Genomic DNA, 17,086 nt, shown 5'->3' on the forward strand with positions numbered 1-17,086 from the left:
ACTTTAGTCTAGTATATTGAGAAATACTTCTACTAGTTCTGGATCAAATTGAGTGCCAGCACACCTTTTGAATTCTGCAATTATTTCCTGATGTAACATAGGTTTTTTGTAAGGTCTTCCATTGGTCATTACTTCATAAGCATCAACAATTGCTGTGATCCTTGCAAGCAGTGGTATCTCTTTGGCTTTTAGGCCTCGAGGGTAACCTTTTCCATCAAAGCGTTCATGGTGCGACAGGATATCTTCAGCTACATGAGAAAATTCTTGAGTGGCGCATGCAATTCTATAGCCTATCTCCGGGTGTTCTTTCATTGTTTCCCATTCTTCTTCCGTCAAAGGGCCTTCTTTAGTCAATATACTCTCCGATATATTTATTTTCCCGATATCGTGAAGGATTATGGCTAGTTTTAATCGCCTCAATTCAGAATCAGAGAGTCCTAATTTTTCACCGATTTTCAAAGCTGCTTTTTGCATGCGAAGTGCATGTGCTTCAGTTTCATAACTTTTTTCCTCTAAGGTTTTAAGTAAAGTATTTAGTATAGCACTCCTGGTACTTCGGCTCTCAGCTAGCTTTTGCTTGTACATATCATTTTCAGCTTCTTTTAATACCTCTAACAGGCTTTTAGTTGTGTTATTCCTGGTAGCAGCACCCAAAGTTACAGAAATCGGTATGTCTTTAATATAAACTTCTTTGCAGTTATCATTTATCTTTTTACAAATATCTCTTGCTTCTTCTTCCTGGGTTTGTGGTAGAAGGATAACAAATTCGTCCCCTCCCCAGCGAGCAATAATATTACCTTCATGGCATGACTCGATTAAAATATTAGCTATTTTTTTAAGCATCTCATCTCCTACAAGGTGACCGAAAGTGTCATTTACGAGTTTTAACCCATTTAGATCAGCCATAACTATACTTATGGACTGAATTTCATCATTGTTATTATAATTAAGCTCCTGCATCTTCTCTTCCATGTAAGATCGGTTATAGAGCCCTGTGAGTTTGTCATGAAAGCTCAAATAGCGAATTCTTTCTTCTGCCCACTTTCGCTCTAGAGCTTTCCATATATTATCAATGAACAGTGAAAGCTGAAGGGCATCAGTTTGAGTATAATCAGTTTTTTTATTAGCAACTCCCATTACGGCAACAATCTTATTACTTTTAAAAATAGGAACACCTAGGTATCTGTGTATTTTTGCATGACCCTTTGGTTGTCCTTTCTTTAAAGGTGTGTACTTCTCGTAATCATTAATAATAATCGGTTTTCTCTGGCGAACAGCCTCAGCCCAGATCCCCGCATTGTCAAGCTTTCTAACCTCTCCGTATTTTTCTACAGTGCACTCATCTTTGACCCCTTCTGAATAACTAAATAAGCTAAATTCCTTTTTGTCTTCATCATATTGATAAAAGTGTCCAAGTTTACTACCAGTTAGTTTTATCGCTTCGTGAAAAGCATAGCTGCGCAGCTCTTCGACAGATCCGGCATCATATTGAAACAAATTAACCAGGCTCTGCAGGCGAGCTTCGTTTCTTATTAGTTCTTCTTTGGCCAAATACTGCTCTGTAACATCTGAAAAAACCATTACAGCACCTCTGACATTTTCCCCCTGATCGGTTATGGGTGCAGCACTATCTGCAATCTGCAGCTTTGTTCCATTACAAGTTATGAGGGTAGTATCATTTGAAAGTCCTCTTTTATGTCCTGTTTTTAGAACGTTAAATATTGGATTAGATATAGGAGTGTTTGTGGTGCTATCAACTAATTGAAATATTTCAGATACCTTTTTGCCATAGGCTTCTTGGGCGCTGTATTCGGTTAGTTTTTCTGCCTGGGGATTCATGCGAGTAACACGACAAGAAGTATCGGTAGTTATTACACCATCACCAATTGAATGTAGTGTTATATAAAGATCCTTTTCACTTTCTCTTAGCCTTTCTTCTTTTTCTTGTAAACTTTTCACAAGCTGTTCACGTTCTTGTAAGATCCGCGAATATCTAAGATTACTGTAGCCAAGCTCTGAAATCATATGAGCAAGCTTAATATAATAATTCATAACTCTATCAACGTTTTCTTTTTTAAAGCGAGGAATCTTTTTAAGAGAAGCGATATATTCTTCCTCATCGAAACCGTATTTTCTCGCCTGAGAACGAAAGAATTCATAATCTATATTGTCATCTTCAAACATAAATTGTCCCATGAAAATATTTCCCATTTGTATGTCATTTACCACGATTGGTGTAACAATATCCCACAGGTTATTTTTGCACTTGTATGTCTTATATGTTCCTTTTGGAACTCCCCTGCTAAGGTATATATCACTTTCTATACAGTGTTTTCTAGTCTCGGGGTGGATTCTATGAAATTTTGTGCATATTTCCTGCCAGCCTACGCCAACCAGGACTTTCCCATTCATGTCGATAATCGAACCAGGAAGCCCTGTAAAACTATAAAAATCATCCATCATAGATTGGAGCTGCTTGCTATCGATAATGTCCTCAAGCTGAAGGTTTTTTAGGAAAACCACCTATACCACCCCATTTTTTTAAAAACATTCCCTCTAATGAGTTTTGTTTTATAATAGTCTTGTGAACTGTATTATAGCACATTTTGCTTAATTGTTCCATTAACTAGCGCAAGCAGCGTGAGGTGATATGTGTAGCTAGACTTCTCCCAGATAAATATCATCTATATCAAGGCGCGGCCTTTGCTTTGGTTCCTGTGCCGGATAGCCAAAAGGAACTAAAGCAGTTACCTGTAGATTATCTGGCAGGTCAAGTAGTTCTTTTACTTTTTCCTGATCAAATAGCATCACCCAACAGCTACCTAGCCCAAGATCAACACCCCGCAAAATCATATGTTCCACCGCTATTGCAACATTTAAATGAAGATAGCTAAGGGCTTCTTTTTCATCTCTTTTTGTTTTCTTAGAATAATCTTTAAGAGAACCCTTGCCAAGGTCCGTTCCTGAGAAGGCTCCTACCTCTTTTAGCTCTTTAACTCTTTTCCCTTGTGTCTTGAACGAGGAAATATCTGCACAGCATACCATTGTTAGCGGTGCTTTTGCGATAAAATTAACATTAAAAGTACAATCTGCAAGTTTCTTTCTCATATCTTCGCTTGTCACAGCCAAAAAGCGCCACGGTTGAATGTTTGTCCCCGAAGGTGCAAGGCGAGCTGCTTCTAGTAGTTCTTTTATGGTCTCCTTCGTTATGGGATCTTCCTTAAAGATTCGAATGCTTTTTCTTTCTTCTATTATTTGTTTTAATTCCATACAATCTTCACTCCTTCTTTCTTAGTAATCTTAGTAATCATGGAACATGCTATCTATCTCCTGCGTTATTTCTACGTCATACTATCTTTTCCTTTTAAAAATGACGTAATTTTCCTTGGAACATTATCGGCACAAATTACTTCAAAATAGTAAAGGGAATTATGACAATTTTAGACAAGCTTCTCTTTTTTTTGTGGAACAAGCAAGAATCTTAGATTATAATGTAATTAGTAAGTTTTTAAGGGAAATTGACGACAATATGCGTAAGCGACGGGGAGTGATTACTGATCAGCACAACAAAAAAGTCTTACGACTTTAGTAAGAATTTATTTAGTAACAATATATATTGCAAAAGTATGTATATTGGCAACATACATTTTAGGTATCTGATATCTTTTATGATGTTTTTGTTTGTCCTTTTCTTTTCTCTAGGGAGTATGTTTTCTTTCGGTAATGAAAGTGGGAATAAAGTTTTTGGCAGTGAAAATATAAGCATCTATGTGGATGATGAGATCATTCAACTGCCAGAGGAAGAACAACAGCCATATATTGATGAAGAAGACAGAACCCAGGTTCCAGTACGATTTGTAAGTGAAGCTCTTGGCGGAGATGTCAGCTGGGACGGGGAAAAGCAAAAAATAGAAATAGAAAGAGACGATGACCTATTAGTTCTCCACATAGGAGACAATAATTACACCCTAAACGGCACTGAGATGGAAATGGACACTGCACCAACTATAACTGATAATGATAGAACTATGGTGCCCCTAAGGTTTGTTAGTGAAGGGCTTGGAGAAGACGTAGACTGGAACAGCGAAGAACGCTCTGTCTACATAGAGACCACAGAAGATAATCCTGGAGAAGAGCCCGATACAGATAACCCAGATGAGGATGAGTCAAACGACACAGACGAAAGCGATATAGATCCTGAAGAAATCTCCAAGGAAAAAGCCCTTGTCACCGCAGGAACCTTGAATGTAAGAGACGGTCCTGGCACAGATAACGAAAACTTTGACCAGGTCCATGAAGGTGATGTATTCGAGATATTAGAGCGACACACCATCGAAGAAGATGTAGACTACAAGGAATGGATAATGATAAATATCACTGGGGACATTGATGCTGGCGAGGACGGCGGTGGCGATGAAGTTGTTGAAGGCTGGATAAGTACTGATTTCGTCAAAATAATCGAACCAAAATCACCTGAAGAAGATGAATCAGGTGAACCAGATGAAACAGATGAAGAAGAAGATAGTAGACCTTTTAGGCCCGTTGATCCAGAGCCGGATGATGAGCCTGATGACGATGTAGCAGGCTCCCCTGATGACTACAGCGGCGCTATTGGAGAGTTAACCATTGGAGCAAACAGCCTTAATGTCAGAAAGGGACCAGGTCTTGAGTACCCTAGTATCACCCAGGTAGACGAAGGTGAAAGCTACGAAATCTTTGCAAAATCAAAAGCAGGCAATCATCCAGAATATGATGAATGGATTAAATTCAAACTTGATGATGGCAGTATAGGTTGGAGCGCAGCAGAATATATAAAGGAGACAAACTATAACAACAACTTGGATGAAGTAAACTTCATTGAATACAGTGAAAACAGCCGCAACACCGAGATAAGGCTTGGCCCTATCAAAAGAACACCGATAAATGACTTTTCAATGGACAACCCTGATAGATTTGTATTTGATCTAAAAGACATTTCCCTTGCAGATAATATTGAAGAAGAAATAGCAGTAAACTCTAATACCGTTAACAAAATTAGAACCGGTGAAAGAAGCGAAGATAACTCTTCAAGAATAACCCTTGACCTAAACAAAAAAGAACACTATACAATAAGATGGGAGAACTCCCACCTTGTGATAAGGACATTTGAAGATGGACCTCTAATAGACACTAAAATCATCATTGATCCGGGTCATGGTGGAAGTGATACTGGTGCAAGAGGCAGCGGAGGTCTAGCCGAAAAAGAAGTAGTCCTAGATGTGTCTTTAATGGTAAGAGACATGCTAGAAGAACTTGGAGCAGATGTAAGAATGACCAGAGAAACAGATAAGGAAGTATCCTTAGATAGCAGAGTTGATTTTGCTACAGAGAATGACGGGGATGTATTCGTAAGCGTTCATGCTAACGCTCATCCAAGTAGCAGCATCAAGGGAACAGAAACTTTTTATTCATCAAACAGAAACCCAATGGACTTCGAACTAGCACAAAATCTACAAGACAGCCTATTAAATAATCTTGGCACAATTAACAGAGGTGTAAAAGATAGAAACTTCCGGGTAATAAGATACGCAACAATGCCAGCAGCTCTTGTAGAGATAGCCTTCTTATCAAACGCTGATGAAGAAGAACTTCTAAAAGACGACGGTTTTAGAAAAAAATCTGCTGAAGGAATAGTACAAGGACTGCTTAATTATCACAGAAATAACGATATGACTTCTCGGTGAAAATGTTTAAAAATTAATATCACCACACCACATACAAATTTGAGCCATCTAGTAACCAATTCAGGTTTACAGATGGCTCTTTTTTACTTAAAGCATTAAAGTTATAATCCTGTCATCCTCATACCACTCCACTTCTGCCCCGAAGGCTTCTGCAAAAAATCTTAAAGGTACCATTATCCTATCATAATCTTGATCAATATATGGTTTTGCGTCAAGTCCTTGTGGCTTACCATCTACATAGGCAGTTACCTCATCGACAAAAAATAAAACTTCAATACCTTCATACTCCGCTTCCACAGCTTTAAGTCTATCATTCCAATCTACCTCAACATCAAGGATTTCACCTATTATCCTAAATGGAAGAAAAGTCCTGCTATCTTCTTCTCTAATTGTAGGCGCTACTTCTATCTTTTTTTCTTCACCGTGGATTAGCGCATCATAAGAATCAATAATCATCATAATATCTACATCTTTAAATATATCGTGAACTAGTTCTTCTTTTTCCTTACTTTCAATTTCCTTACCTTCAACATCCTTATCTTCGTCACCATTGTCTTCGTCTATTAGCCCTTCCTTTTTTAATTCTTTTTCTATGTCAGCATCCCTCTGATCTTTTTCTTCTCCTTCTGCTTGTAGTTCTCCTTTTCCTTCATAATTATTTTTATCTTCATCATTTGATCCGCTATCTTTTTCTTCTAGAGTATCGCCTTCCTCTTTAATACCATCTAGTTGTGGAGCTAATTCAATGTTCTCATAAACATAGTACTCATAATAGCTATCAGCGGGTGAGGTATCACTTCTTACTACTACCTGTTGACACTCCAACACGCATAAATGCGTGGGATTCTTGGGTAGCTTACCGTCCTCAATCCATTTCTGCTTTGGACAGCTCCCAAGCTAAGGGTATGCCAGTACCCTTCCCATACCAGTGCATATAGCAGTATGGGCTGATAGACTGCAGCTTAAGCTGCTCCATCTATCACAGGTGCATGAATGATATTCATCCCTGCTACCCGGTCTCTGTGCGAACTAAAACCGCAGGTGCATTGATATTTTCTATCTTTAGCTTGATTTAGTACTTCACATACAGGACATGTTTGACTGGTGTATTTAGGGTTTACATATTCTACTAATATGCCTGCTAATTTCGCTTTGTACTCAATGTATGATGCTAGACGATAGAAGGACCATGCATGAAGGTTCTTTTCGTTTTTACGGCTTGTTCTTGCCGTGGTTCTGATATTAGATAGTTTTTCTAATCTAATGATGGAAACTTTATTATCTATTGCAAAGTCAACCACTTTACGGCTGATTTTATGGTCTTGGTCTTTCATCCAGCGTTGTTCTTTGTCGTTGAGGTTTTTGATGGCATTTAATTTTTTTGCTTTTCCTAGTTCACGTCGTTTTGTTTTGAATTTTCTGCGGATATATTTGTTTTGTCTGCCGTTACCGGTGAATTTTGTTTTTCCGGTACTTGTTACTACGACTGCTGGAGATTTTAGGCCTAAGTCTACGCCCATTATTATATCTGTTTCTTTAGGTTTAGGGTCTGGTACTTTTACACAAATTTGAGCGATCCATTTGTTTGATTTCTTTGTGATGCGCATTGTACCCAGTTTGTTTTTAAGTAGCTCGTTTTGATATTCGGTTAATACGGCTTTTATGGCTATACGCTTTGATTTAGTGTTGATAAATACTGGAAATTCTATGGTATTTTCTTTGATTTTGTAGTTTTGATTGTTCCATATACAGAGAGGCTTTTTTAGAATAGGGACTCTTTTTAATTTTTTGGATCTACGATAAACACTTTTTGCATCACGGATTGCTTGATTTTTGACAGCACTTGGCATTGAAACTTGTACATCTTTTGATGATAGTTTTAATGATTTTTTAGCTTGTACCATTTTAGATACCAGGGTGTTGACGGTTTTTATGTATTCTTTTGATATATCAATTAGGTGTTCTTCTTGTTCTTTTGTTGGTAGTAGTTTGATCTTCGCTGTTTTTTCCATAAGTTCACCCTCTTGTTTAGTTGATTAATGATACGGTAGTTTTAGTTGTTCTATATTCTTGTTTCATAATTCTATTGTATATGTTTTTTCTTTGCACTGCACGATAATTTATAAAAAAATGGGCTTTCATCCCACGATTGAAAACCGTGGGCTTTTCGCCCTAATACTGTAATTTGACATAGTATGATATCTTCTCCTTGAAGTTCTGTTAAAACAAGTGCAGGACGACGTTTAGAGTTTTTTAAATCAGAAAAAGGAAAAGGAATAACTACAACATCACCTCTTATAAGTCGCTCCACACATCTTCCTCCTCATGTTTTAGCCAATCTTTTTTGAGAGATGATTCACTAACTAATACTAAATCTAAACTTTCTTTGCTCTTATCAACTTTTTTTAAATATTTAATATAGTTAAGCACTTTTTTTGTTAAATCCTCTGGTAACTCTTCAATCTCTTTAATAATTTGATCTTTGTCTACCATTACTAATCACTCCTCTTTTGATAACTTTATTCTTTGTATTAGTGTGTCATTACATTTTCCATTTCTATTATATTTTATCACAGAGCCTCCAAGTATGCATTTGAACCCCACCACTTAATACCTTTCAGAGTGTTTGAAGTGGGTGTTCTAATGCTCATTGGCTCGGCCGACTCCAGTCACAAGGGATGAATCACCCGAACTCTTTGACCGCAATTAAATCATTTTGAGCTAATGTATTATTTAAATCAACCATTATATTACCCCTTGACTTTTAACTCGTCTTAAAAAAATTCTGAAAAGCATTATCAAGGTTGTAAATAGAGTTAGTCAAGGCAAACTTGTATATTGCAATCTATCTTAGACAGAGATTGTTGCTTGTCCTCATACAGTTTTATCTTTTTGTCTAAGTAGTAGTTATAGACAAATCTACCACATTTCCGGCAAATATTTTTAATTAGTAATACCGCCTAATAAAATTGGTTTATGATAAAATTAATAAGATACAGTAAAATTTTTGTACCAAAGTCACCTCTTCTTTGATCATTAACCTTGGAACAGAAATTATTAAAAAAGGAGTAAAAATCTATGTACAAAATTCTTGATAAACTTGTCACCGATTTTTCAAAAAAAATCAAGCCTGGTACTAAAAAAACAAAATTAGATATATATGAATTAGAAAATGGATTAGTTAAAAAACTAGGAAAAAAAGATTTCAATATTTTGGGTGGATATGCCAAATTTGCAGAATCTGTAGAGGTATTGATTGAACAGAATAAATTACAGCCAGTTAAAAAAAGTGGTTCTAACGGCAAAAACCCAGCTTTATATAATAAATATTGGCTACTAATCAATCAGGAACTAAGAAAGCAAGTTAAAAAAGAGCTTTTGTTATTTCAGCACTTAGACAACGCTTCTTTTTTCTATGAAACATACCCGGAAAAATTTCAGGAAGATAAGGAATATCTAGTATTGCTAAACGATTTTCTTAAAAACGATCAAGCTTCTAATAAGAGAATTACTTTAAACCAGCGTTCATATCAAATTTTTAAAGACGAGAAATTTTTGCAAGACAAGGATAGGGGTAAGCCGTATTTACTCAAATTAATCAAAAATCCAAGAGAAAAACTTAATTACTACGAAGAAAACGACCCTGTTTATCTTTTTCCGCTAACAAGCAAGCTGAATAAACTTTCTTCTGTATTAATAGTTGAAAATAAAAATGTTTTTAGAAGCTTACATGAAGACACTGATTTTAGAAAAACTTTAATTAAAGATTTTTCTATATACGGTCTAGGGTGTGGATACGGCAGAAAGATAACAGGCAATTTTGATTTTATTAAAGAGATCCCCTTTATAGATAAAGCTACTACAAGAATTTATTATATCGGCGACCTTGATCCCGAAGGTATCTCAATTGCAGTATACATAATAAAAGAATATCCCGAATACGATATTAAACCTATGACGTCCTTATATGAACGGATGATAAAAAAAGAGCCTGATCCACCTTATCTTAAAGAAGATCAAAGTTGTAGTAAAGAACAGCTAGCTTATTTTCTAGGTTTTTTTGACGTAGATTTAAGAAAAAAAATAAGACAAGTTATAGAAGAGGGTAAATATATCCCGGAAGAAGTTTTGTGTCTCTAATAGATTTTTTCCGTTGTAGAAAGGATGAATGTTAATGAGGACAGATGAGTTTAATGATGTCTTTTTCGATTCGGGTAAAAGAATTAAAGAGTTAGCTATTTTTGAGCCAATACTTGGTTTTTTAAGGATAACGAAATATAGCCAATACGATTTAGTTTCTATAGCCTTTAATGTTCTTGGTCTTGTTTTGAACAAGATGTTTTACGGTAAAGGTTGTCCTAAATCTACAATCGAAGACTTTTTAAAGGAATTTGTTTATGAAGTCTACGGGGATAGTTTAACAGAAGAAGAACTAGAAGACTTCTTTTATACAATCTATGAGGGCTTAACCAATAACGGGCGAAAACATAAATTTAAATATTTAAACCCTGCAACGATGGAAAATGAAATATATAAGTTTGATCTAATAGAAAAAAGCGACTATGGAATAGATGAAAGTTTTACTTTAAAGCTTACAGAAGAAGGTTTAAATCTTATGTTTAAGACCAGAGAAATAATGCAGGAGCTAAAAATATCTATTAGTCAGCTCAAGCTCCGTTTACAGATAAACAAGGGGGTTTTTGATGATGCTTTAAGAACTGTCCGGGAAGATCTGTATGGGGATATACGATCACTATACGAAAGTTTGGAAAGGATGATTAGAGAGATCGAAAAAGACCCTCTGGCCAAATCAATGGAAGACTTTAATGAGCTTAAAAACCGGATAAACAACCAGTTAAAAAAAGACCGAGAACAGTTTGATGAACTTATTAAATTAGTAGAGGATGCTAAAAAAGACTATGATATAAAGCGAGATGAAAGACAAAAGGAGTTTGATACTTTATTAAAATTGTACGATGAAATTAAGAAAGCAAAAAACCATCATTATAAATTATTTTCAGGTAAAATAAACCTTGGAAATATAAAGGACGAGGCTTTAAACAAAAAAATGCTAACCTCTTTAGGAACCAATATAGACATAGAAACAGAACTGATAGATAGAATTATCGAAAACGATTCCGCTTTAGGTCAGTTAAGTAAGGTTTTGGCTCCGTTTTTACCAGTTAATCCGCCAAAATTTTTGTCTGTAGATAAGTTCTTTGCCCCGCAAAACTTAAGAAAGAATGATGCGGATATGGGCTTAACCGATATAGGTGGTGAAGAAGGTGATTTATTTACCCAAAGGTTTAAAGAAAAACAAAAGGAAATGGAAAGTGAGTGGGAAGATACTATAGACAAGTACTTAGAATACATTCTTCTACCTTTATTTAACAAAAAAGACTATACTTTACAGCAACTTTTCGAATGGATAAAAGAGGAAGAAGGGTGGCAAAGAGTAGAGGAAATAGCAATGGATCACCGTTTTTTCGAGGTACTTCACTGGCTGCGTTCACACCAAAAGAATGCTTTATTTACTGAAAATATGCTAAGAGAGGAAGTTGTTAGGCAAGAATTTGACAAGCTTTATATCCTTAAAGTGTTTCTAAAAAAACTTCGAGAAAGCGGTAGGGATATATACAAGATTCAGTATATAAAAATTACACCGCCTTATGTTACATCCGAAAAGGTTTCAATTGGTGAAGATGTCTGGTGGCACAATTTTATTATTAAAAGAGGTGAAAGAATTGGAAACTGAAAATATCCATTTAAACAGAGAAAATCTAGCAGACGCTATGGAAGTTGTTAGGGTTCTTATTGAAAAAGGTGAGATAAGTAGCAACAATAGTTTGTATGAAAAATACATGGATAGGTATGTTAAAGAAATAGTAGATACAATGGGAGAGCAGTGGGGTTTTGAAGTCGTAAAAAGTGAGAACCGTAAAAAAATCTACTTTTCTGCAGCTTATGACAATATTTTATGGGGATATACTAACGAAAGGCTTCGTTCTAAACTTAAAGTTAAAAACAATGAAGAGCTATATTGTCATCTGTTTGCTCTACTATGCATGATTGCTCAGTTTTTCACCGAATCTTTGGATTATGATCTTACTTATTTAAAGGTGGAAGAATGGGAGCAGTATGTAACCGATAAAGCAAAGGCTATAGAGGAAACCTCAAGTGCAGAAGAAGACTCTGACGATTTAGAAATTAGATTTAGTGAAGCGGCAAAATACTGGTTGGAACTTCCAGATATAAAGGAAAGGGCTGTGGCACATCAACAAACTGATGCTAGGGTCGGTATATTAATCAGGTTGGCAAGAGTGCTTCAAGAAGAGCAATTGTTAAAACTAGAGGATAACAGACACATCTATTTAACCGACAAATTCGAGTCTTTACTTAAAAATCATTTTGGTATGGCAGGTAGAAAAGAAGAGATCATCGGTTATATTAGGAATATTGATGATATGGAGGGAATAAACAGTGCCTAAAATTAATAGATACAGGTTTATAGCAATCCCGTATGGTGTTAAAGGAGAAAAAAATTGGATTTCGGATTTAATTATAGAGCCAGAGGAGCAACATCTATTGTATAACCTGCAAAACCGAGGCGGTAAAGGTGTAGCTTTATTGCTGCTGCTTCAATCCGTTTTGCCAAAAGAGAAAATGTCGGCTAAAGGGGGAGACCCCGAGAGGGAAAATAGTTTAACTAGAATTGTAAATCACAGTGATTTTACTACAGGTCACGTTTTGGTAGAGTGGGCTTTGGATACTGATGACGAAAAGTATTTATTAACAGGGGTTTGTTTTACTGGTAAAAAAGATGAAAATAGAGGAATAAAATATCCAGTTGTCTTTTGTTATACTAACGAATACTCTTCTATGGACGATCCTATGGGGCTTGAGAATATTCCGATAGTAGAAAATGGTAAGTCTAAATCATATAGTAGATGGCGTAACAAGCTAAAGGATCTAGAGAAACAGTACCCAAGACTGGAATACTACAATTACGAAGATTCAGATAAGAAAAAGAGCTACCAAAACAAACTTATAAGTTATAACATCTTTCCGGAAGAATGGCTAAACATAAAAAAGATAAACAGTGCAGAAGGTGCTATGGATGGGTATTTCACTAATGCAGATACTGACGGAAAATTGGTTAAAGAAATAATCTTTTCGGCTGTTATTAGTGTGCATGGAGGAAGAGAGGATAGTATTAAAGATCACTGGGTTGAAATGTTCAAAGGCTGTAGAGAAAAAGTTAGAAACGTTTCCTATATAGAAAAAAGCTTGTCAGATTTTCGTAAGCTATATGATCAAATTGCAGATTTGGTAACGCTTTTTGAGGATCTATGTAATATAAATGATAAACTAGAGGCAGAGGAAGCTCATTTATATAGCTATTATTTAAAGGTTTTCGCAGAAAAAGAAAATATGGAAGAATATATCAAAATGCTTCAAGACGAGTTGGAAAAGCTAAATAACCAGTTAAACGATATGATATGGGAAGAGCAAAGTGTCGGTTGGTATGAAGTATCTTTAGAGATACAGAGTCTAAAAGAAAAACTTTATCAAAAACAAACCGAAGTTAATGATGCGGCTAAAGCACTAAGATTAGAAAAAGAAACGTTAAACAAGCAAAAAGTTTTGTATCAAATGCCTAAGATAGAAGAATACGAAAATCAGATTTACAAACTTGAAACCCAGATAAACAACAGATATAAAACTAAAGAAGAGCTTTATAACAAATTCAAGGTTGCAGCCACAAAGTATTATCATAAACTTTTAGAAAAAATCGAGGCGTATCAAAAAAGATATGAAGCTACAGAGCTAGAAAAGAAAGAGTGTGAAGATAATTACAACCATTTATCGCAAAAGATCAAAGAATTGAGAGACAAGCGCGATGATTATATCCAGGTAAAATCAAAAAAAGAACAGGATATAGAGCGGTACAATGAAAAAAAAGAGGAGTTAAGAAAGAAAGAGTATGCATTGGAACAGCTAAAATGCCCAGAGGGTTCGATTGTTAAATTAAACGATCTTTTAGCAAAAACCAATCATCAAATCGAAAACATTTCCGAAAGTATTAGTGATTTGGAAAAAGAAAAGGAGAATTACAATACTAAATTAAATAGCCTAGAAAGAATTAAAGGTTCACTTGAGCCAATTATAGACAATTTAGATAAAGAATTATCTAAAATATATAAAGAAAAAGATGCTTTAGAAGATCAGTTTGCTTCTATGCTAGATCTTGAAAAGGTCAATATACTTGAAAATCATCAAGAGATCTTAGGAGAAGTGCAAAATCAGTATGAAAAAATCAAGCATAATAAAGATAAAATAATCACTGAAATAGCCAACGATCAAGAGATACAAAAGCTATATGACCGCAGCGGAATCTATATTCCTAACGAAGGTGTCAGCGAAATTGCAGAGTTTTTACGAAAAAAAGATATAAGTTTTTGGTTTGGATCGGAATGGTTGATAAACCAGGACGAAAAAACAAAGAAAAGAATACTAGAAAAGAATCCATTAGTCGGTTATGGGTTAATTGTTGATGAAAAAGATATGAAATATATCAAGAATCTTCGGCTAGAAAAGATTATCAACTCTCCGGTGCCTATATTTAAAAAAAGTGATGTAAATATAGAAGGTGTAAGCATTGTTTCTCATTACGGTATAGAGCTTTTTTCTGATCCGGATAAACTATTGAATTACATTAATAATATAAACAATAAGATCAGCCAAAACAAAGAAAAACGCCAGAAGTTTGAGGAAACAGAAAAAGAATTAAACAGGCTGCAGTTTTCTATAGATAGCTTTGTAAACGAAAACACGCCTGAGACAATTAAAAAGAAGGAAAAAGAGCTAAAAGAGAAAAAAGAAGAGCTAAACAATACAGAAAAAGAGATTGCTAATGTTTTTAACAGTATTGAAAATACCAAAAATAATATCGATAAAAACAAATCAGAGCTGGATGTATTAAAAGAAAGTAAAGAAAAGTACAAGACTTCTATCAAGGATCTAGAAGATTTCAGTAAACTTCACAAAATCTACATAAAAAGCATCAAAGAAAAAGATGAAATAATCAAGGAGATTGAGGCTATTAAAAAGCAAATTGAAGAGACCGAAACTAAGAAAGAAGAGGTTAACGATAAAAAGTATGAGCTTGAAACATCGCTAACTCATATTCAAAACGAAAAAAAAGAATTGGAAAAAGAGCTAGACGAAGTAAGCACTAACAAAAATGATGAAGTATATGATGTCAGTTCAGAAGAGTTTAGTCAATTAAAACAGGAATACCGCTCCCTAGAGGAAAGTTTTAATAAAGGGGTCGCCGATATTGAACAACTAAAAAAGTCTTTGAACTATTGTAGAGATAGTCTGAATGGACAGATAGGAAGAGTTAAAGAGCTAAACTATTCTTTAGAAGAGGCTAAAAGATTATGGGAAGAACATAGTTACAAAAAAGTAAGCGATTATGAAGTAGAACAACAAAGTCAAAAAGTAGCTGAGGCAATAAATAAGCATAATGAGCTCAAAGAAGCTAAAGAGCAAATTGAGAATAGTATAAACGAAAAAAATGGTGTTCAAAATGAGAAAGAAAACCAAATTTTCAACACTTTTGGTAAAAAGCCAAAGGAATTTACCGATACTGATATTGAGAATATAGTAGCAGAAATAAAAGAAAAAAAATCTAAAATCCGTAGCAAAATAAATGAATATAAGACTGAAACCGAAAAGCATCAGGTTTTTTGTGGTAAACTCGATACTGAGATAAATAAAATTGAAAATTATGACGACATAGAAAAAGATGAGATAGGCTTACAGATGTTAAGTGAAGAAGAGTGGAAAAAGTATAAAGAGGAGTTGGACAGCGGCACAAAAATAGCCAGACGATTGATTAATGAACTGAATTCTGCTAAAGAAAACCGAAACGAAGCAAAGCAAAACTTGGATAAAGAAATAAGCAAAACTAGACAGCTTAGAAAAGACGATGCTCAGCTTTTCAGTGATTTTGTAGATAAAATCTGTGGTTTGCTAAATCAAGAACAGGAAAGCGATGAATACAAAAAAGATAAGCTAAGAGAATATTTAATGATGATAGACAGAAAGATAGAGAATTTTTACGCGGATAAAAATGAGATAGACCAGGAAATAAATGAGGTTAAAGATGAGATAGTCGAAGAGTTAAGTACTATAAATAAATTAATCGGTGAGATTGAGGATTATAGTAAGCTTGGGCAAAAAAAACAAAAGACTATATTTATAACCTATCCAGAATGGGATAAGGAGATTGGCGGCAAAAAGATATATGAAAAAATAAAAGAATATATTAAGCTGTTAAATGAAGAAGAAAGTAGTGGCAAATTAACTAAAAGCGAAGTGCATAAAAAGATAGAAAACATGTTGGATCCAGCTGAGCTGTTTAATATAGTTTGTCCTTTTGGTAAGTTTGAAGTTAAGATTAAAACTCCGGTAATGAATAAAGACTTGGATTCAGAAGATAGTTATAAGTTGGGTGATAAAATTCCTTGGAACCATGTTGTCGGTTTCTCTGGAGCACAAAAATATACCAGTTACTTCTTCATGTATGTTTCTATGCTTATATTCATCAGGCGTCAGTTAACCAATAAAACTTTCCCAGGCACTACATTACTTGCCGACAATCCGTTTGGAACAACTTCTGCCGATGATAATTTAAGCGCTATATTTGATTTAGCAAACGAAAACAACATTCAATTACTGTGTTTTTCAGGATTAAAAGATAGTAATATATTTAAACATTTTCCTGTAAGCTATAGTATGAAATTAGAGCCTGAGTTTAGTCAAAATCGGTTGGTAATTGATGAAGCAAGAAGGATTGATCTAAGTGACGCTAATGTATTAAGTGGTGGCGGATATAGAAAGGGATAAGAATTAGATAATTTTCTAAAGGAAGAGGATAATAACTTTGTGCTTTTTAGTTGTGGATATCCTCTCGCTGTAATAAAAAAACGAGGACGACTAACAAAAGGATTTTGTCACCTAATAAAGAATATATTAATAAAGTAACAAAATATATGGCTGCTAAATATAATACTCATAAAAAGTACCATCGAAAAAGTAACTATGTAAACTAAAACCAGGAGGACCTCTTTATGAAAGGAAAATTATTCGATATTATGTATAGAATACTTATATCTTTGGGTTTATTTAATTAGATGTCAATAGATTAGAGCCCATAAAAGAACTCCCCACAGAAAATTGCTAAGGGGAGTTCTTTTATCATCATCATCTCTATTCGTAAGCGTCAAACAGTACCCACCTAGATTTTCTTCATACAATATGCCATAATCTTCCCCAAATAACCACGAAGGGGATGA

General features: G+C 34.8%; 10 protein-coding genes and 1 pseudogene. 5 read left to right on the forward strand and 6 right to left on the reverse strand.

Going from position 1 to position 17,086, the window contains the following annotated elements:
- Nucleotides 1–3 precede the first annotated feature (3 nt).
- Both ACONDI_RS11370 and ACONDI_RS11375 read right to left on the reverse strand, forming a co-directional pair.
- On the reverse strand, nt 4–2,523 hold the full coding sequence (locus tag ACONDI_RS11370) for a PocR ligand-binding domain-containing protein (RefSeq protein ID WP_241078667.1): 2,520 nt from the start codon (nt 2,521–2,523) through the stop codon (nt 4–6).
- Nucleotides 2,524–2,658: 135 nt separating this feature from the next.
- A complete protein-coding gene (locus ACONDI_RS11375) occupies nt 2,659–3,270 on the reverse strand; it encodes a nitroreductase family protein (protein ID WP_241078668.1) in 612 nt (203 codons plus the stop codon).
- A 437-nt stretch (nt 3,271–3,707) separates the two neighbouring features.
- On the opposite strand from ACONDI_RS11375, the gene ACONDI_RS11380 reads away from it, so the two are divergent.
- On the forward strand, nt 3,708–5,723 hold the full coding sequence (locus ACONDI_RS11380) for an N-acetylmuramoyl-L-alanine amidase (RefSeq protein ID WP_241078669.1): 2,016 nt from the start codon (nt 3,708–3,710) through the stop codon (nt 5,721–5,723).
- Between the two features lie 87 nt (nt 5,724–5,810).
- Here ACONDI_RS11380 and ACONDI_RS11385 read toward each other — a convergent pair whose 3' ends face one another.
- The 4 genes and pseudogenes from ACONDI_RS11385 to ACONDI_RS11400 form a co-directional block, all read right to left on the reverse strand.
- Complete coding sequence (locus tag ACONDI_RS11385; protein ID WP_241078670.1) at nt 5,811–6,548, reverse strand: stalk domain-containing protein; 738 nt, start codon at nt 6,546–6,548, stop codon at nt 5,811–5,813.
- Nucleotides 6,549–6,685: 137 nt separating this feature from the next.
- Complete coding sequence (locus tag ACONDI_RS11390; RefSeq protein WP_241078671.1) at nt 6,686–7,735, reverse strand: RNA-guided endonuclease InsQ/TnpB family protein; 1,050 nt, start codon at nt 7,733–7,735, stop codon at nt 6,686–6,688.
- A gap of 167 nt (nt 7,736–7,902) precedes the next feature.
- A pseudogene (locus ACONDI_RS15860) lies at nt 7,903–8,034 on the reverse strand (type II toxin-antitoxin system PemK/MazF family toxin); the annotation flags it as partial.
- The gene (locus ACONDI_RS11400; RefSeq protein ID WP_241078673.1) at nt 8,019–8,216 is read right to left on the reverse strand and encodes a DUF2281 domain-containing protein; all 198 of its coding nucleotides are present in this window, start codon (nt 8,214–8,216) and stop codon (nt 8,019–8,021) included. The gene ACONDI_RS11400 and the pseudogene ACONDI_RS15860, both read right to left, overlap by 16 nt.
- Nucleotides 8,217–8,801: 585 nt before the next feature.
- On the opposite strand from ACONDI_RS11400, the gene ACONDI_RS11405 reads away from it, so the two are divergent.
- From ACONDI_RS11405 to ACONDI_RS11420, 4 genes are read left to right on the forward strand one after another with little or no spacing between them, the layout of a single operon-like run.
- Complete coding sequence (locus ACONDI_RS11405) at nt 8,802–9,863, forward strand: toprim domain-containing protein (RefSeq protein ID WP_241078674.1); 1,062 nt, start codon at nt 8,802–8,804, stop codon at nt 9,861–9,863.
- 34 nt (nt 9,864–9,897) lie between these two features.
- The gene (locus tag ACONDI_RS11410; protein WP_241078675.1) at nt 9,898–11,478 is read left to right on the forward strand and encodes a hypothetical protein; all 1,581 of its coding nucleotides are present in this window, start codon (nt 9,898–9,900) and stop codon (nt 11,476–11,478) included.
- The gene (locus tag ACONDI_RS11415) at nt 11,468–12,211 is read left to right on the forward strand and encodes a DUF6063 family protein (RefSeq protein ID WP_241078676.1); all 744 of its coding nucleotides are present in this window, start codon (nt 11,468–11,470) and stop codon (nt 12,209–12,211) included. Before ACONDI_RS11410 ends, ACONDI_RS11415 begins: the two co-directional genes overlap by 11 nt.
- On the forward strand, nt 12,204–16,637 hold the full coding sequence (locus ACONDI_RS11420; RefSeq protein WP_241078677.1) for a coiled-coil domain-containing protein: 4,434 nt from the start codon (nt 12,204–12,206) through the stop codon (nt 16,635–16,637). The genes ACONDI_RS11415 and ACONDI_RS11420 overlap by 8 nt, the downstream gene beginning before the upstream one ends.
- The last annotated feature ends 449 nt before the right edge of the window (nt 16,638–17,086 follow it).

Source organism: Natranaerofaba carboxydovora, assembly GCF_022539405.1.
GTDB lineage: Bacteria > Bacillota > Natranaerobiia > Natranaerobiales > Natranaerofabaceae > Natranaerofaba > Natranaerofaba carboxydovora.